This is a genomic window from Rahnella sp. P4_A8 (assembly GCF_056402435.1).
Window position 1 is genome coordinate 22685 of sequence record NZ_JBFUHK010000021.1, and the last position, 17237, is coordinate 39921.

Annotated in this window: 17 protein-coding genes; 8 read left to right on the top strand and 9 right to left on the bottom strand. The window is 49.7% G+C overall.

Annotated features, from left to right (window positions below; genetic code table 11):
* The first annotated feature begins 22 nt into the window (after window positions 1–22).
* The 4 genes from pqiA (at window position 23) to rmf (ending at window position 3945) form a co-directional block, all read left to right on the top strand.
* Complete coding sequence (gene pqiA, locus AC1DUO_RS12825; protein ID WP_369794817.1) at window positions 23–1297, top strand: membrane integrity-associated transporter subunit PqiA; 1275 nt, start codon at window positions 23–25, stop codon at window positions 1295–1297.
* Window positions 1284–2936: an intermembrane transport protein PqiB gene (pqiB, locus tag AC1DUO_RS12830; protein ID WP_112197638.1), complete on the top strand. Its 1653-nt coding sequence runs from the start codon at window positions 1284–1286 to the stop codon at window positions 2934–2936. Before pqiA ends, pqiB begins: the two co-directional genes overlap by 14 nt.
* Window positions 2936–3502: a membrane integrity-associated transporter subunit PqiC gene (gene pqiC / locus AC1DUO_RS12835; protein ID WP_477987540.1), complete on the top strand. Its 567-nt coding sequence runs from the start codon at window positions 2936–2938 to the stop codon at window positions 3500–3502. Before pqiB ends, pqiC begins: the two co-directional genes overlap by 1 nt.
* A gap of 275 nt (window positions 3503–3777) precedes the next feature.
* Complete coding sequence (gene rmf / locus AC1DUO_RS12840) at window positions 3778–3945, top strand: ribosome modulation factor (protein ID WP_013574871.1); 168 nt, start codon at window positions 3778–3780, stop codon at window positions 3943–3945.
* Between the two features lie 150 nt (window positions 3946–4095).
* Here the strand turns inward: rmf and fabA are convergent, their stop codons facing one another.
* Both fabA and AC1DUO_RS12850 read right to left on the bottom strand, forming a co-directional pair.
* On the bottom strand, window positions 4096–4614 hold the full coding sequence (gene fabA, locus AC1DUO_RS12845) for a bifunctional 3-hydroxydecanoyl-ACP dehydratase/trans-2-decenoyl-ACP isomerase (protein ID WP_119261438.1): 519 nt from the start codon (window positions 4612–4614) through the stop codon (window positions 4096–4098).
* Window positions 4615–4682: 68 nt separating this feature from the next.
* A complete protein-coding gene (locus AC1DUO_RS12850) occupies window positions 4683–6449 on the bottom strand; it encodes an AAA family ATPase (protein ID WP_121019477.1) in 1767 nt (588 codons plus the stop codon).
* A 210-nt stretch (window positions 6450–6659) separates the two neighbouring features.
* Between AC1DUO_RS12850 and matP the strand changes: the two genes are divergently transcribed.
* The gene (gene matP / locus AC1DUO_RS12855; protein ID WP_037035996.1) at window positions 6660–7121 is read left to right on the top strand and encodes a macrodomain Ter protein MatP; all 462 of its coding nucleotides are present in this window, start codon (window positions 6660–6662) and stop codon (window positions 7119–7121) included.
* A gap of 109 nt (window positions 7122–7230) precedes the next feature.
* Here the strand turns inward: matP and ompA are convergent, their stop codons facing one another.
* Together ompA and sulA are read right to left on the bottom strand one after the other, a co-directional pair.
* Window positions 7231–8307, bottom strand: coding sequence for a porin OmpA (ompA, locus tag AC1DUO_RS12860; RefSeq protein ID WP_013574875.1), 1077 nt, complete (start codon window positions 8305–8307; stop codon window positions 7231–7233).
* Between the two features lie 357 nt (window positions 8308–8664).
* Window positions 8665–9171, bottom strand: a complete 507-nt coding sequence (sulA, locus tag AC1DUO_RS12865; protein WP_013574876.1) for an SOS-induced cell division inhibitor SulA — start codon at window positions 9169–9171, stop codon at window positions 8665–8667.
* Window positions 9172–9387: 216 nt separating this feature from the next.
* Here sulA and AC1DUO_RS12870 point away from each other — a divergent pair, with 216 nt between their 5' ends.
* On the top strand, window positions 9388–10020 hold the full coding sequence (locus AC1DUO_RS12870; RefSeq protein ID WP_013574877.1) for a TfoX/Sxy family DNA transformation protein: 633 nt from the start codon (window positions 9388–9390) through the stop codon (window positions 10018–10020).
* A 21-nt stretch (window positions 10021–10041) separates the two neighbouring features.
* On the opposite strand, the gene yccS is transcribed toward AC1DUO_RS12870, so the two are convergent.
* On the bottom strand, window positions 10042–12183 hold the full coding sequence (gene yccS, locus AC1DUO_RS12875; RefSeq protein WP_477987543.1) for a YccS family putative transporter: 2142 nt from the start codon (window positions 12181–12183) through the stop codon (window positions 10042–10044).
* Window positions 12184–12225: 42 nt separating this feature from the next.
* Window positions 12226–12687: a YccF domain-containing protein gene (locus AC1DUO_RS12880; protein ID WP_013574879.1), complete on the bottom strand. Its 462-nt coding sequence runs from the start codon at window positions 12685–12687 to the stop codon at window positions 12226–12228.
* A gap of 176 nt (window positions 12688–12863) precedes the next feature.
* Between AC1DUO_RS12880 and helD the strand changes: the two genes are divergently transcribed.
* The gene (gene helD / locus AC1DUO_RS12885) at window positions 12864–14918 is read left to right on the top strand and encodes a DNA helicase IV (RefSeq protein ID WP_121019476.1); all 2055 of its coding nucleotides are present in this window, start codon (window positions 12864–12866) and stop codon (window positions 14916–14918) included.
* A gap of 66 nt (window positions 14919–14984) precedes the next feature.
* Here the strand turns inward: helD and mgsA are convergent, their stop codons facing one another.
* Entirely contained in the window at window positions 14985–15446 is a 462-nt protein-coding gene (mgsA, locus tag AC1DUO_RS12890; protein WP_013574881.1) for a methylglyoxal synthase, read from the bottom strand.
* A gap of 119 nt (window positions 15447–15565) precedes the next feature.
* The gene (locus tag AC1DUO_RS12895; protein ID WP_013574882.1) at window positions 15566–16225 is read right to left on the bottom strand and encodes a DUF2057 family protein; all 660 of its coding nucleotides are present in this window, start codon (window positions 16223–16225) and stop codon (window positions 15566–15568) included.
* A 188-nt stretch (window positions 16226–16413) separates the two neighbouring features.
* On the opposite strand from AC1DUO_RS12895, the gene AC1DUO_RS12900 reads away from it, so the two are divergent.
* A complete protein-coding gene (locus AC1DUO_RS12900; protein ID WP_013574883.1) occupies window positions 16414–16827 on the top strand; it encodes a CoA-binding protein in 414 nt (137 codons plus the stop codon).
* An 82-nt stretch (window positions 16828–16909) separates the two neighbouring features.
* On the opposite strand, the gene hspQ is transcribed toward AC1DUO_RS12900, so the two are convergent.
* The gene (hspQ, locus tag AC1DUO_RS12905) at window positions 16910–17227 is read right to left on the bottom strand and encodes a heat shock protein HspQ (protein WP_013574884.1); all 318 of its coding nucleotides are present in this window, start codon (window positions 17225–17227) and stop codon (window positions 16910–16912) included.
* Window positions 17228–17237 lie beyond the last annotated feature (10 nt).

Genomic DNA, 17237 nt, shown 5'->3' on the forward strand with positions numbered 1-17237 from the left:
TCTTTCCGCTGTTGAGGAGTCGATAGTGTGTTCTGACGCCCATGATCATGACCCGCACATATTATGTCCCCAATGCGATATGCTGGTGGCAATACCCGGCCTGCACATCGGGCAAAAAGCGGTGTGTCCCCGTTGCCACACTACGCTAACCTCCCGCTGGAATGAGCCTCGAAGACGTCCTGTCGGTTATGCCATCAGTGCGTTGTTCATGCTGTTGCTGGCCAATCTCTTTCCTTTCGTCAATATGAATGTTGCCGGGCTGAGCAGCGAAGTCACGCTGGTGCAAATCCCTCAGGTTCTGGTTTCAGAAGACTATGCCAGCATGGCGTCGTTATTCATGATCGTGGTGCAACTGCTCCCGGCCATCTGCATGCTGTCCATTATCATCCTCTGCCAGAGTTTCAATATTCCCGTTCGCTGGAAAGTTGTCATTGCCCGGACCTTATTCCAACTGAAAGCCTGGTGTATGGTCGAGATTTTCCTTGCCGGGGTACTGGTCAGCTTCGTGAAACTCATGGCTTATGGCGACGTGGGCGTGGGCAGCAGTTTTTATCCCTATGTCCTGTTTTGCCTTCTGCAATTGCGTGCCTTTCAATGTACTGACCGTCTTTGGATATGGCAGCACATCGAACCTGCTCCGGCGGTAGATCAGCCACTGCGCATGGGAGAAAGCGGTCTGCGTCAGGGTCTGCGATCCTGTCATTGCTGCATGGCAATTTTACCGGTTGATCAGAAAGAATGCGGCCGTTGCAAAACCCATGGTCATGCACGGCGTAAAAATAGTCTGCAATGGACAATGGCTCTGCTGGTGACCTCCGTTCTGCTGTATATCCCGGCAAATCTGTTGCCTATCATGATCACTCAGGTACTGGGTAATCCGATACCGTCTACGATTATGGCCGGGGTGGCGCTGTTATGGAGCGAAGGTTCCTATCCCGTGGCTCTGGTTATTTTGATCGCCAGTATTATGGTACCGACGCTCAAAATGATCGCTATTGGCTGGCTATGCTGGGATGCGAACAGTAATAAAGAGATCGACAGGGAACGATTACATGTCATTTACGAGGTGGTTGAGTTCGTTGGCCGCTGGTCAATGATCGACGTGTTTGTTATTGCGGTACTGGCGGCGCTGGTGAGAATGGGGCAACTGATGAGTATTTATCCGGATATTGGCGCGCTGCTGTTCGCCGGCGTAGTTATCCTCACCATGTTTGCCGCAACGACATTTGACCCAAGGCTCATTTGGGATCGTGCTGGAATGAAGTCTACAAAGGAGCCACAAGATGGCGGGAAATAACATGGCAGAGCATGACGGAACTGCCAAAGTAGAGAAAATTAAACGCTGGTCGCCAGTGTGGATCGTACCGATCGTCACTGCGCTGATTGGCGCGTGGATCCTGTTTTATCACTACAGCCATCAGGGCCCGGAAGTCACGCTGATCACTACCACCGCTGAGGGCATCGAAGGTGGCAAAACCACCATCAAAAGCCGTAACGTCGATGTCGGTAAAGTAGAGTCCGTTACGCTTAGCGATGATTTACAACAAGTTATCATCAAAGCACGACTGAACACCGGCATGGAAAAAATGCTGCGCGGGGACTCTGTTTTTTGGGTAGTGAAACCGCAAATCGGACGTGAAGGCATCTCCGGTCTGGGCACATTATTGTCCGGCGCTTATATTCAGCTGCAGCCGGGTAACAAGGGGGGAGAAAAATCAGAATATAAACTGGATGACTCCCCCCCGCTGGCTTCACCTGATGCGAAAGGGATCCGCGTGAGTCTGGAAAGTGAGCGTTCCGGTCAGCTGAGTCCAGGCGACCCGGTGTTGTTCCGGGGTTTCCAGGTCGGTACGGTGGAAACCAGTCACTTTGATCCGAAAGCACGTAACATCAAATACCAGCTTTTCATCCGTGCGCCTTACGACACACTGGTGACTGATAACGTGCGTTTCTGGAAAGACAGCGGCGTGAACTTCGATATGTCTGCCGCCGGTATGCGTGTCGAAATGGGGTCACTGACCACGTTATTTAGTGGTGGTGTCAGCTTTGATATTCCGAATGGCTGGACGCAGGGCAACGAAGCCAAAAATGGTGACAGTTATAAGCTCTTTGATGATCAGAAAAGCATTCAGGAATCGCTGTATACCCGTCACACGGATTACGTGATGTTCTTCTCGGATTCTATTCGCGGTCTGCAACCTGGCGCACCTGTTGAATTCCGTGGTATTCGTCTGGGTACTGTGGCCGAAGTGCCTTATCCGATGAATGTGGTGAAACAGCAGATGTCGGACGATTATCGCATTCCTGTGCTGATCCGCATTGAACCCGATCGCTTCGTTCAACTGCTGGGCAGTAATTTCAATATTGAAGATCATATCCGTGACGGTATTGCTCAGGGTCTGCGTGCTTCGATGAAATCCGCCAACCTGTTAACAGGGGCGATGTATATCGATCTGGATTTCTATCCGAATGAAAAACCGTGGAAAGGGCCGCTGGAAATCGGCGGGCATAAATTGTTGCCGACGGTGAGCGGAGGCTTTGCACAGATTCAGCAAAAACTGATGACAACCCTCGATAAGATCAACAATCTGCCAATCGAACCGATGATGCGCGAAGCGACAAGTACGCTGGCTGAAAGTCAGAGGACGATGAAGTCAACGCAGAAAACGATTGAGTCTCTGAACGCGATTGTCAGCAGTAAAGAGATGAAAAATCTGCCTCAGGATATGCAGCAGACGCTGATTCAGTTGAACCGCAGCCTGAAAGGCTTCCAGCCTGGTTCGCCAGCGTACGGCAATCTGGTCGGCGATATGCAGAGTCTGGATAAAACCCTGCGTGAGCTGCAACCGGTATTGAAAACGCTGAATCAGAAAAGTAACGCACTGATTTTCGCTGCCCCAGGGCAAGATGATCCTCAGCCGAAGAAGGCCAAATAATGATGAAATGGATACCTGTCGTCTTAGCATTATTCCTGACTGCCTGTAGCAGCAGTGATCAGAAAACCTACTACCAGTTGCCTGTGCTGAGCAGCACCGTAACAACAGGTAGCGTGATGTCTGCAGGTGCCGTACAGCGGCATCTGTGGGTTGAGCGGGTGAGTGTTGCTGATTATCTGGCAGGGTCAGGGCTGGTATATCAGACCAATGATGTGCAGTACACGCTGACCCAGAATAATCTCTGGGCCAGTCCGTTGGATCAGCAACTACAGCAAGCACTGGTCACCTATTTACGCCGGGACTTGCCGGGCTCGCTGGTTTCCACTCAGGCGGCGAATACCGACGATCAGGATGTGCTGAACGTTAATGTCACCGGTTTCCATGGCCGCTATGACGGTATTGTGATCGTCAGTGGCAGCTGGAGCCTGACACGCAACGGGCAGATGATTCAGCGTGATTTCACCCTGAATCTCAAGCAARACGAAGATGGCTATGACGCGCTGGTCAGAACGTTGGCTACCGGCTGGCAGCAAGAAGCGGGCCAGATTGCTGCGCAGATAAGATGACGTTTTTTTAAGCTTAATATTTTTTAAGTTAAAGATAAAAAATCCCGGTTTCTGACCTGACAGACACCGGGATTTTTTTATGGGGATCAGCCAGATGAGGGATTAATTGGCGCGATTATTTTGTGCGCAATCCAATAATATAGCTCACAAATATGACATTGGCGTGAATTTTGCGCATTGACCTCTCCTCATATTGCAGCTATTTGTTAGATGTGGACGCAGAAGCGGGCCACTGTTTTCTTTCCACCTGACCTGAATAATGAGGGATACAAGGCATGAAGAGACAAAAACGCGATCGCCTGGAACGGGCACAATCACGTGGATATCAAGCAGGTATTGGCGGACGCTCAAAAGAGATTTGTCCGTACCAATCATTAGATGCCCGATCACACTGGCTCGGGGGTTGGCGACAAGCCATGGAGGACAGGGCTGTTACCGCTTAAGCGGCTACCCTGTCAGAATAAGGAACAACCTCCGCTGTGCGCGGAGGTTTTTGTTTGTGGCAAATACCATCCCTGTTCGCTGAAAAACACGCATAAAAAACGGCGAGCCCATCAGACTCACCGTTTTATCAGACTCAGCAACAGGCTCTCTTAGAAAGCAGCCGCGTCTTTGAACAAACCCACTTTCAGATCAGTTGCGGTGTAAATCACCACACCATCAACCAGCACTTCACCATCAGCTACGCCCATGATCAGTTTACGGTTGATAACACGTTTGAAATTCAGTCGGTAGGTGACCAGTTTTGCGGTTGGCAGAACCTGACCAGTGAATTTAACTTCACCCACACCCAGTGCGCGGCCTTTGCCTTCGCCACCGAGCCAGCCCAGATAGAAGCCCACTAACTGCCACATGGCATCCAGACCCAGACAACCAGGCATTACCGGATCGCCAATAAAGTGACAACCAAAGAACCACAGATCAGGGTTGATATCTAATTCAGCTTCAACATAGCCTTTGCCATGGGTGCCGCCGTCTTCTTGCATCTTAACGATACGATCCATCATCAGCATATTGCCTGATGGTAACGGAGGGCCACCAGCGCCGAACAGTTCACTGCGGCCAGAAGCTATGAGGTCTTCTTTCGTATAGGAATCGCGTTTATCTACCATGTTCTATGTAAGCCTTATTTTAATGAAGGGCGAAGTTTAGCGAACAGCTGTAAGCTGAACAACTCCGATCAGCTGCGATTGAACCAGTTCAACCAGCGAAGAGGCCACGGATAACGCGGGCTGCCTTGCGATGTCGCCAGCGCAATACGCTGCTGAATTAATCCCAGCAGACTCGGACGCTCTTCTTCAGCTTCTTCTTCGTTTGTGTAAATCAATCCGGTCAGGATAGGTAGCGCTTCGGCTGCGTTATCAACTGCCCATAAATGAAACTGGCCTTCGCGAACGGCGTCCAGAACCTGCTGATGCAGGCACAGGTTGCGCACGTTGCTGGTTGGCAGAATGACCCCTTGTTTACCGGTCAAACCGCGACGTTGACAAACTTCGAAGAAACCTTCGATTTTCTCGTTTACGCCACCAATAGGTTGCACATTCCCAAACTGATCGACAGAGCCGGTGACCGCAATTTGCTGGTTGATCGGCTGCATCGACAACGCACTGATCAGTGCGCAGAGTTCAGCAAGTGAAGCGCTGTCGCCGTCCACTTCTCCGTAAGACTGCTCAAATACAATCGAGGCGGAAAAGGGCAGAGGCTGGTCGAGTTCTAACTCGGAAATCAGAAAGGCCTGCATAATCATCATGCCTTTGGCATGCAGATTACCACCTAACTCGGCTTTACGTTCGACGTCTGTAAATTCGCCGTCGCCGGCATGTACGACACAACTAATTCGGGAAGGTTCACCCAACGCTCGCGGATGCCCCGGATATTCCAGTACAGACAGGCCATTAATCTGCCCGACAACTTCGCCTTCTGTTTCAATGCGAATTTGTCCAAGTTCGATTTCATCCTGCATACGCTCCTGGAGATAACTCTCACGCCATGCACGTGCACCGGATGCCGCTTCAAGAGACTTAACGCTCAGCAACTCGTCTTCATTATAGAGTGCAGCTTCGCTAAGCTGGGTGTTCAGCCATACTGGGTCGAGTGTCAGACTGCCCTGATCGGTGCTGTGACGAATGGCCATTTTCAGAAACTCGGGCCATGCATCAGCGGCCAGGCGTGGGATCTCAAGCTCATCAGCCAGCGTATTGACATAACCACACCAGGTTTCCATATCGCTTTCTTCCGTCAGCGGCAGGTCGGCTTCAAATTCACCATAAATGGAAGAATCCACCAACTCTGGCTCCATATCACTGAGGTCACCAAGCGATAAGCGGTCACCGACCAGAATCAGGCGAATATCCAAAGGCATCGGAGGGACTGTCACAGGTAAAGGTGTCGTCTCATCTGGTGAGACCCAATGATATTGACCTTCGGTGATCATCTGTTTCAGACGCAACCACATCAGAGGCTGCGCGATGAGGGTACGGATGGAAAGTACCAGCACACCGCCATTCACCTGGTGTACCAATCCCGGCTCCAGCTGGATCTGGTCTTTGTAAATGCGCACGCACCCGAACAGCTGTTCAGGTTCAACCCATTCACGATACTGGCAGGTCGATTTCGCCGCGAATGCATCTTCCGCTGTCTTCGCCGCCAGCAGCGTTACCTTATTGCCTTCAATATGGTAACGGTTACCCGTGACTTCCGCCGGTTCAGGTAGTAAGTCGCTGACCACCTGCGTAATGCGTGACAAGTATTCGCGATTTTCCTGCGCCTTGAGCGTCATAAAACGCACACGTGAGCGGGGATGACAAAACAGCGTTAAACCATTTTCCAGCCGGGGCTGAATTCCTGCAAAATCGACAGGGGCTAACTGGGCAGCCGTTGCAAAGATTGCCTCGTAAGGCGCGGAGTCGGGCAGTAAAAGCTGCCAGTCAAGTCGGTTATTGGTCAATGTGTTAGCTGTTTTCTATAAAAAGGGAAAGTGCGATTATACAAGAATAAATCCGGCTGCATACAATGAGAGTCGTAGCGGAATTGGTCTTAGTGCACATTGCTGTACAGGTGGGCAAAAAACAACCAAAATAAGCGGTTTTATTTGGGGTGAAAATTGAATTAAAGCTGTTATGCTTAGTAAAGTTACGTGGTCACCGAAGAGTTCACGATGAAATATCAGCAACTGGAAAATCTCGAAAGTGGTTGGAAATGGAAGTATCTGGTGAAAAAACACCGGGAAGGTGAGCGGATCACCCGCCATTTGGAAAACAGCGCTGCCCAGGAATCCGTGAATCAACTTCTCAACCTGGAAAACGAGCCGGTCAAAGTGTCAGACTGGATTGTTAATAATATGAATCCGGCGCTGGAAAATCGTCTTAAGCAAACGATTCGTGCACGCCGTAAGCGTCATTTCAATGCAGAGCATCAGCACACTCGCAAAAAATCTATCGATTTAGAATTTCTGGTTTGGCAGCGTTTAGCGGGATTGGCACAAAGGCGTGGTGTCACGCTTTCTGACACGATCATTCAACTGCTTGAAGATGCCGAGCGTAAAGAGAAATACGCGAATCAGATGTCTTCATTGAAAGAAGATTTAGAACAAATACTCGGCAAGAAAGATATTGGATAGATTTGCTTTCGCATCTCAGGGAGTCAGCTATTTGCTCTGACCGAAGGCATAAAAAAAACCCCGCCATGGCGGGGTTTTTAGTATCTGTAGCAAAAGCTAAAGCGTGTTATTAAGCCTGTGGCTGAGTAACAGTATCTTTGTAGCCTTTAACTTCGATTTCTACACGACGGTCTGGTGCCAGGCAGTCGATCAGAGCGGCACGGCCTTTAACGGAGTCACAGGTAGAACCGGTAACTGGGTTAGATTTACCCTGGCCTTGTGCAGAGATCTTGTTAGCAGGGATACCTTTAGATACCAGGTAATCTACTACGCTCTGAGCACGTTGCTCAGACAGTTTCTGGTTGTATTGTTCTGAACCGATACGGTCGGTGTAACCCAGAACGATAACAGAACCGTCTTTAGGATCGATAGAGCTCAACTGGCTGTACAGCTGATCCAGAGCCTGTTGGCCTTCTGGTTTCAGAGTCGCTTTGTTGAAGTTGAAGAGAACGTCAGATTTCAGAGTGAATTTCTTAGTCTCTACAACTGGAGCTGGAGCTGGTGCTGGAGCAACAACTGGAGCAGCTGCTTCATCTTGACCGAAACGGTAAGAAACACCTACAGACAGCATTGCGTTATCAGGACGTGCACCAACGGTAGCCGCGTCACCAATGTTGTTAACCCACTGGTAATCCAGACGGGTAGCCCAGTTTTTGGTTACTGCGTATTCAACACCAACTGCTGCCAGTGGAGAAACACCAGTGTCATGATCACTTACGCGACCATTAGCACCGTTGTTGAAGTTACCTTTAGCATCTGCACGCCAAACCATACCACCCAGACGGGTGTACAGGTCCAGATCGTCAGTCAGCGGGTAGCTCAGTTTAGCAGCCAGCTGAACGCCTTGTGCTTTGAACGCGCCGTTATTTACGCTGCCTTTGTAAGGCATACGGCCAAGCCAGTCATATCCCATTTCAAAGCCCAGGTATTGGTTCGCTTGGTAACCCAAGAACGCACCTGCACCCAGTTGGCTTTCGTGGGTAGGGCCGTTGCCGATACCGTTGTAAGCGTTTGCGAAACCAGTGTCATGGTATTGGGACCAGCCCAATTTACCACCGGTATACCAGGTGTTATCTTTAGGGGCGGCTTGCGCTACGGTAGCGAAACCTGCCAGTGCCACTGCTAATGCGATAGCTGTCTTTTTCATTTTGCGCCTCGTTATCATCCAAATAGGCAATTGAGCTTTAAGCTTTTTAAGCCCTTGGTTAAAATCCTTACGCCAAGATTATTGCTTCATTTCAGAACTTGCCACTTTACGTTGGCATTATCGAGCAACCTTGGCGTTGTAAAGTCTACAACGTGGCGCGAAACTTACAAGCTTGATGTGTTAACACCGTGGAAAAAAAGGGAAAAACGGACACATTTCTTAACGGCTTTGGCAATTTGCTGACAAAATCTGGCACTAATCTGCATTCCGGAAGCCCGTTTTTACTGGCTTGCAGGCATTATTCAGCACAAATCACTAAGTTCCGCATTATTTTCATAGGAAGATTCCTATTTTGAACTAATGGTATACGGAAGAGTGAATTTTTACTGTGGAATGATGTCCACAAGCTGAATTCTGTTCATTTGTCGGTCTCATTATGAAGCCGTAAGCACCACCCTGGCGTGCTGCAATTTGCAATCTTTCCCTCTCAGTATCACTCAAATCCGGAAGCCATCCCAACACGACACTGTAGTTACCCGTCTGCAAGGCTTTCTCCATCGCATCTACCGTCGACATCGCCGTAATTTGATTAACTTGCACCATCTTATCCACCGGCAGACCTGACTGAGATAACCAATGACGGCTCAGTTTTTGTTGAGGTGTGAGCCACAACAACCAGCGAGACTGCATACCCAGGTGTTGCAGTAAGGGCAGTAATAACTGCGCAAAAGCAGGTTGGCTCGCACTATAGACGAACTCAGTGATCAGACCATTATTCAAGGATGCAGACGTATTTACCTGTGACGGAGTGACGGGCAAAGCAAGCTGACTAAAATGATGATTTGTATGGTGTTGAGTTCGCATAATGATGTACTCCAGTGAGTTACTGTATGTATGTACAGTACTCTGGCGGTGAGCAAAGATCAACCCAATTTTTCCAAGATATCTCGCAAATTTTGAAGGCAACAGGCTGTAACGGCATTTTATGTTTGTTGGAGTTCATAAGATTGCGTATTTTGCTTTTAGCTGTTTTGGTAACTCAAAATGGAAGCAAGGGATTAACGTGAAAAGGATAACGCAATGATAAACAAATCAAAAAAACGAGTGCTTGAGTGTCTGGAGATTTTTGCCCCGTTGGGCAATATTCGTTCCCGCACCCAATTTGGGGGGATGAGCTTGTCCGCTGACCGCGTCATGTTCGCCCTGGTTTCTGATGGTGAACTCTATCTGCGAGCGACCGGAGAAACCGAAACTCATTTTCGCCGCAAAAAGATGGAGAGGCTGACCTATCGCAAGCGAGGCATGGATGTGCAGTTGCGTTATTTCAAAGTGAGTGCCCGGCAATGGAGTGATCACCAGGCACTGTGCGAGCTGGGCAGATTATCGTTGCAAGGGATGTTGCGGGATATAGAGCTGAAAAAAAACAACGAAGCGGTCCGATTGAAAGATTTACCCAATCTCTCGCTGGCGCTAGAAAGGATGCTCTGGCAAGTCGGCATTGAGAACTCGGGGGACTTGCGGTTACAGGGGGCCTGCCATACCTACCTCAAACTGTGTGCCATTAAAAAAAAGAATTTAGGGATTAATTTACTGATGGCACTCGAAGGGGCAATTTTGGGCTTCCATGAAGCCGCTTTGCCGATGGAATCCAGAGAGTCATTAACTCACTGGTTTAACCATCACCAAGAGCAGCTATCAACGGTTGTGCACTAAATTTGCGTAAGTTATCTGCAATTAGAGCCGATTTTGTGCCGGCAGGATCTTAGTATTAAGACTGGTGAGCTCAGGCAAATGAGCCACCAGTAATCCAATTTGCTGAAGCACGAGCTGCTCTTTACTGTCGATATCCGTTGTACGCATCTGAATACGTGCAGTGAGTTCACCGAGCGCGTGTTGGATGCGTTCTGCTTCAGAAGGCAGATGATGCAAAGCGCCGTCAACGCAGCATGCTGCATCATCCAGCAACCTCAGGGTTTCGGCATCATTGAGTTTTTCGCGATGGGCACCCAGCGCTGAAATGTAGCTCAGCATAGTATGATTGAGGCATAACAGGCGAAACGCCGCTTCGAGTGTCGCCGGTTCGTTATTTCTCTCAGAGCTCATGTTCGACACCACGGACGCCAGCTCGGCATCGCAATTATGCGCATCACGGCGGGCCAGACGGTACTCGAGACTGTTGTCTTTCCCCTGATGGTACTGCACCAGAATAGCATCAAGATAACGGCAATTAGCATCGAACGTTTTTCTGACCACCTTATCAAGTTGCCTGAATTTCCAGTCGGGCCATATAAAGGTCACTGCCGCCCAGGCGATACCACAACCAATCAGCGTATCGATTACTCTCGGGATAGCGACTTCAAATCCTTCGCCTAACAAATTGAAGCATAACAACACCAGAAGGGTGATGAACATTGTGGCCTGCGCGTATTGCACTGTGCGGAACGCAAAGAACAATAACCCGCTGATGACGATCAGAATCATTTGCCCGTCAACGGACGGAACGAAATACAAGATAGGCATCCCGAGAGCAATACCGGCGAGTGTTCCGATTATCCTCAGAGCTAACCTCCGGCGGGTCGCACTGTAGTTTGGTTGACAGACAAAAAGACTGGTGAGCAAGATCCAGTAGCCGTGATTTAAGCCGCTGACCTGAATGAAAACGTAGCCTACAAAGAGCACGACAGACATACGAATTGCATGACGGAACAACACCGATTGCGGCGTAAAATGGCGGGAAATGCGCAGCCAGATATCATCAAGGCCAGTCAGACGGTCTTCCGCAAACGGGCTTTTGCCGGTCTGGTTTTCCGGCAGAGACTGCTCCGACTCGATATTTGCCAGTTGCGCGTCAATCGCATGCAGATTGCGTAAAAGATGGCGTAACGCCTGTAATGTCTCACGGTGTTCGTGATGAGATTCCAGACGTTTGAGGGCTTCTTCCAGCCGGGAAAACGCCCGTTCGAACTGGCTGTTGTGGGTATATTGCTGGCGATAAAGAATGCATTGTGACAGCTGTAAACAGGCCCGCGCCTGCATGCTCATCAGGCGCTGAAAGCGGAACAGAATATCACTGTGATGAAATTGTTCACTGAGTTTGAGGTACTGCACGTGGGACGAGCTGGCGCGCTCATGAATATCCTGCACCACAAAATAATAATGTAATGTCCGGCGGGTCCCTTTCTGGCCACGATCTCCTTTCAGCCGGGTCTGTAGCGTATTTTTTGTTTGGTTCAGTGTGGAGACCAGTTGACCGTTGGCCATGGCCAGCTCGACCAGTTGCTGGTTGTTATCTTCCTGATCGGGATCAAACAACGTTGCTTTGGCTTCAAGATAAGCCGCCAGTTGCGTGAAACAGCGTGAGATCTGATCCTGTAACGGACGGATGGGGAAAATAATATGGCCAGCCAGCGTCAGCAGGTTATACCAGATAGCACCCGCAAGCAGGATCAGCGGTTGCTGATACCAGATGTGATACATGCTGGTGCCAAGCATCGTATATATGGCGATCAGCAACGCGCCGAAGGCAATCGTGGCATAACGCTGCCCCAGGGCCCCCAGCAGGATGAATCCGCAGGTTGAAATCATCAGCCCGGGCGCAAAAAGCCACGGATAGGGGAAGAGTAATTCTATGGATGCTGAAGCAATAAAAAAACAGACCAGAGTAATCAGCAAATTGCGCAGACGGCCAGCGAGACGATCATCAAGATCGGCAAGAGCCGCAGCAACCACACCGAGTGTAAGGGGGATTGTCAGCGTGAACTGACCCAACCACCATGGCAATGCCGCAGCCCCTGTCAGCGCAATGAAAATCCTGATGTGATAAAGAATATTGCTGTTATAGGCATAGCGCCGTAAACCGGGTGCAATAGAAAGCACGAAAAACCCACCTTAAAATTCAAAAATGTTGAAACATCGCAATCAGCGAATGCGTCCGTTTTCTCTCTGACGGCTTGCATTAGCTTCACGAACTTGCTTTGCCAGCTCGACGGAAACGACCCTGCGTCCTACCGGCCAGAGTGCAATGGCAGCAATTTTAAAGTTCGCAATGCCCACCGGAATACCGATTATGCTGATACATTGCGCGATACCGGCAACGATATGCGACAAGCATAACCACCAGCCGAAAAAAATAAACCAGAAGATATTCAACAGAGTACCTCCGCCGGACAGCAACGCGCTGCGTTTTTCCGGATACAGGTCATCGACATGTACGGCTTCATTGCCAAATGGCAGCAGTGAAAGACGGGTGATTTCCCAGCAAGAACGGGTGAGTGGCAGAGTAAAGATCAGCACGATACTGACCAGCGTAGCAAGCAGCCAGGCAAGCGTGGTGAAAAAACCACCTAAAACAAAGTTAAGAATATTGAGTACGGTACGCATGGCAGCTCTTCCCGAAGAGGTTAAAAAGTTGATAAATTTCGTGTTCACATAACGCAAACATACCTCTTATTCTACTCTGTTTTGGAGCGTGGATCGCCTGCGCTTATCAAAGGTAAACTCTTAAATGCTCTTGCATGTAAAATGTCAGGAATTAAAGAAAAACACGGTGTGATGATATGGAACTGAAATCGACCTCATTCGGGAAACATCTGGCGCAGCACCCTTATAACCGGGTGCGTCTGCTTAATGCCGGCGTGGAAGTCAGCGGCGATAAACATCACTATCTGATCCCTTTTAATCAGCTTATTCAGATTCGCTGCAAACGTGGCATCGTCTGGGGGGAGCTTGAATTTGAATTGCCGGAGCAAAAAGTGGTCCGGCTGCACGGCACCGAATGGCAGGAAACACAGCGTTTTTATCAATACCTGCTCAATATCTGGCAGACCTGGAGTCTCGAGATGAGCGAGGTCAGCGCCGGAGTATTGCGCGGGCAGGTTGAAAAAATTACCCAGATTGAACAGCAAGACAAATGGTTCAAACGCATTGATCTGGCGGATGTGCAGAAAGACATTACTGAGGCATTTTCTGCGATCCCGGTGCCTGTTGAACGTCTTACTGAATTTGATAATTGTCGGGAAGATTATCAGACCTGTCTGCGCTGGCTTGAGCAGGGTAAACGCAGTGTCGACCGGCGCAATCTGGCTTGGACTGACAGGGTGATTGCTGATAACCGTGACTTTTTTGATACCGTTGAAGTGTCGCCGCTCAATGACAGCCAATGCCGCGCTGTCGTGAACGGTGAAGACGCGGTGCTGGTGCTGGCTGGCGCGGGCAGTGGTAAAACGTCGGTGCTGGTGGCGCGCGCGGGCTGGCTGTTGCGCCGTCAGGAAGCGCATCCTGAACAAATTCTGTTGCTGGCCTTTGGTCGTCAGGCAGCGGATGAAATGAACGGGCGTATCAAAGAGCGTTTGCATACTGAAGGCATCAAGGCCAAGACATTTCATGCGCTCGCTTTGCAGATTATCCAGGAAGGCAGCAAAAAAGCCCCCAAAATCAGCAAACTTGAAACCGATTCGAAAGCCCGGCGCAGCTTACTGATTAAGACATGGCAGCAGCAGTGTGCAGAGAAAAAAGTGCAGGCCAGCGGCTGGCGGCAATGGATGACAGACGAACTGGAATGGACCGTTCCTGAGGGTGATTACTGGAAAAATAAATCGCTGGCGGAGCGCCTCGGAAGCCGCCTTGAACGCTGGCTCAGCCTGATGCGTATGCACGGTGGCAGTCAGGCGGAGATGATCGAAAGCGCGCCGGAAGACGTCAAAGATCTGTTTACAAAGCGTATTCGTCTGATGGCACCGCTGATGAAAGCCTGGAAAACGGCACTGAAAGAAGAGGGCGCAGTGGACTTTTCCGGGCTTATCCATCAGGCAGTCAATATTCTGGAAAAAGGGCGTTTTGTCAGCCCGTGGAAGCATATTCTGGTGGATGAATTCCAGGACATTTCCCCCCAGCGTGCACTGCTGCTTTCTGCCTTGCGTAAACTTAACAAACATACCAGTTTGTTTGCTGTGGGGGACGACTGGCAGGCGATTTACCGTTTCAGCGGTGCGGAGTTGTCCCTGACCACGGCGTTTGCTGACAATTTTGGCGAAGGAGCGCAATGCGCACTGGATACGACTTACCGGTTCAATGACCGCATCGGTGAAATTGCCAATAAGTTTGTGCAGCAAAACCCTTATCAGTTGAAGAAGCCGCTGAACAGTCTGACCAAAGGCAACAAGAAAAATGTCGTGATACTGCCTGAGGACCAGATGGAAAAATTGCTGGATAAACTTAGCGGCTATGTCACCGTTGATGAACATATTCTGGTGCTGGCGCGTTATCACCATCTTCGACCGCAAATTCTGGAGAAAGCCGCGACCCGCTGGCCAAAGCTTAATCTTGATTTCATGACGATTCATGCCAGTAAAGGACAACAGGCTGAATACGTGATTATCGTCGGATTGCATGATGGCAATGACGGTTTCCCTGCGCCCGCGCGGGAATCTTTGCTGGAGGAAGTGTTATTGCCTGAACCGGAAAACTTTCTGGATGCCGAAGAGCGGCGTTTATTGTATGTGGCGATGACGCGTGCGAAGCATCAGGTCTGGTTGCTGCAGGATAAAGAACGTCCTTCCGTCTTCGTAGAACAGCTTGAAGATATCGGTGTACCGGTCCAGCGAAAACCATAGATAAGATCAGTAAAAAGCCCGGCAATCGCCGGGCTTTTTACTTTTAAAAATCAGCCTATTGAATCATTATTCTTTCAGGCGTGACCACAGATAGCGCTGGTAGTCAGGAATAGTGATTTCGACTTCAGACTGGAACAACGGAGACTGGATCAGGAAGTCAGCAGTAGACAGATTGGTTGCCACCGGGATGTTCCATACGGTCGCCAGGCGCAGCAGGGCTTTCACATCCGGATCATGCGGAACGGCATTGAGCGGATCCCAGAGGAAAATCAGCATATCGATTTTGCCTTCGGCAATCAGCGCGCCCACTTGCTGGTCGCCGCCCATCGGCCCGCTTAGCATGCTTTTGACATTAATCCCGGTATTACGCTGAACCAGGTTACCCGTCGTGCCGGTGGCATACAGGATATGCTGCGAAAGCTCAGCAACGTTTTTATCAACCCATTTCAGCAGGGTACTTTTGCAGTGGTCATGCGCGACCAGGGCTATATGTTTTTGTTTTGCGATCGTGCGGGTCGTGTATTCCATCTAATTCCCTTCAACGCGAAAGTAAAAGTGGAACACAGAATACTGAAACTCCGTTTTACTGCATAGCTCAGGGGGAATAATTCGCCGTTAAGAAGGAGGAATGCGTGATGCAGATTAAGTTATGACGCGCGTTCCTGATTATCCGGCAGTTTTAACCAGAGTAACAACCGCTCAAAGCCAGCATTCGCGGCCAGACGTGTCCACAACGGATGAAGATAAACGATAGAAATTTGAGATGTTGCGTCGGTGGCTAACGCAGATTTTTTATCCATGCTGCCTTTGGCGAATGAAGGAACCGCCGCACGTGCGCCCGACAAATTGTAAGTCATCATTAATTTTTCAGCGTCGGCAGTATGCCCGGGATTAAACATATTCAGGACGTCACGTTGTGTCGGTATCTGACGGCCTTGTTCATCAATGAGCTGATAATTCATCTGCTGGCTAAATTGTGTCGTTTCATTGTCGTTGCTCAGTTTTGGCAGAACGAAAGAAACGGAACGATTACTTTTAGCATTGAAGGTCACGATAAGGGCAGGCGAATGGTAGATTATCGGTGCCTGTTGAGCGACGGAACGGACATTTTTGCTGACCTGAAACAGAATCTGGTGCTGACCGCCATCGAGTTCAAGGCTGTCTGCGCCTTTAAGGATTGCGCCAGACATCTGTTTGCCATCGATTACCAGAACATCGACATCGGGGGACAATTTAAGTGAGGTCGCTGAAGCTGACACCATCAGGCTGAGACTCGCTAATGCGACCAGCGCATGACAGATTTTCATTCCTCTCTCCTCAGATACAACGTTGCTCATCCTCTATTATTCAGGAATGACGATTGTGTGTCAAAGTTTTACAAAATGTTTTAATTTCCCACCAGYGCGATCCTGCAGCGGCTCTTTTTCACGTACAGACTGTCGAAATGGTCAGGCTGCGTTACACTTAATGCATACAGGCCAAAGGAGATAAACCCGTGCAAGACAATGATATCCGCAAGATTCTTGAAGAAGTGAAAACCATCGCGCTGGTGGGGGCCAGTGATAATCCCGGCCGACCAAGTTACGGCGTCATGGCGTATTTACTTTCTCAGGGCTTTGAGGTGATCCCGGTCAGTCCGAAGCTGGCGGGGCAGGAACTGCTCGGCCAGAAAGCTTATGGTTCTCTGGCAGAAATTCCCCATCCGGTAGATATGGTGGACGTGTTCCGTAATGCGGATGCCGCTTATGGCGTGGCGCAGGAAGCGATTGCGATTAAGGCGAACGTGCTGTGGCTGCAACTGGGCGTCATTAATGAACAGGCTGCTGTGCTGGCAAAAGAGGCCGGGCTGAAGGTGGTGATGGATCGCTGCCCGAAAATTGAAATTCCGCGACTGGGCATGGAAAAGTAAACGTCTGTGGATCCTGCCCGTAAAAAAACCGGCTACTGCGCCGGTTTTTATCTTTCATCTTGTCAGGAAAAAGCCATCATGCTCAGTTACGCAGTCGCGGTGCCTGTAACTGGTTACGGATTGAGGCTGCCAGGTCATCCAGCGAGGCTTGTTCAGGATGCGAACGTGCCGCTTCATGATCGATCTGAATTTCAGCCAGGTAAGTGTGAACCGGCTGACCTTCTTCATCTTCCATCACGACATGGTACCAGGGAGCGGTACGCATTGAATCATCAGCAACGACATCATTGACGTCAGGCTTATCGAGCGAATATTGTGCATCAACATCAATAACCACACCCAGATAACCTAACATTCTGTGGCGGACCTGCTGTCCGATACCGTATTTACTGGCAATCATAGTCACCTCC

Excerpts from the sequence above, each read along its gene's own strand:
- pqiB (WP_112197638.1), top strand. The coding sequence starts at position 1,284 with ATGGCGGGAAATAACATGGCAGAGCATGACGGAACTGCCAAAGTAGAG.
- fabA (WP_119261438.1), bottom strand. The coding sequence starts at position 4,614 with ATGGTAGATAAACGCGATTCCTATACGAAAGAAGACCTCATAGCTTCT.
- AC1DUO_RS12870 (WP_013574877.1), top strand. The coding sequence starts at position 9,388 with ATGATAAACAAATCAAAAAAACGAGTGCTTGAGTGTCTGGAGATTTTT.
- rmf (WP_013574871.1), top strand. The coding sequence starts at position 3,778 with ATGAAGAGACAAAAACGCGATCGCCTGGAACGGGCACAATCACGTGGA.
- ompA (WP_013574875.1), bottom strand. The coding sequence starts at position 8,307 with ATGAAAAAGACAGCTATCGCATTAGCAGTGGCACTGGCAGGTTTCGCT.
- AC1DUO_RS12895 (WP_013574882.1), bottom strand. The coding sequence starts at position 16,225 with ATGAAAATCTGTCATGCGCTGGTCGCATTAGCGAGTCTCAGCCTGATG.
- sulA (WP_013574876.1), bottom strand. The coding sequence starts at position 9,171 with ATGCGAACTCAACACCATACAAATCATCATTTTAGTCAGCTTGCTTTG.
- mgsA (WP_013574881.1), bottom strand. The coding sequence starts at position 15,446 with ATGGAATACACGACCCGCACGATCGCAAAACAAAAACATATAGCCCTG.
- hspQ (WP_013574884.1), bottom strand. The coding sequence starts at position 17,227 with ATGATTGCCAGTAAATACGGTATCGGACAGCAGGTCCGCCACAGAATG.
- helD (WP_121019476.1), top strand. The coding sequence starts at position 12,864 with ATGGAACTGAAATCGACCTCATTCGGGAAACATCTGGCGCAGCACCCT.
- AC1DUO_RS12880 (WP_013574879.1), bottom strand. The coding sequence starts at position 12,687 with ATGCGTACCGTACTCAATATTCTTAACTTTGTTTTAGGTGGTTTTTTC.
- matP (WP_037035996.1), top strand. The coding sequence starts at position 6,660 with ATGAAATATCAGCAACTGGAAAATCTCGAAAGTGGTTGGAAATGGAAG.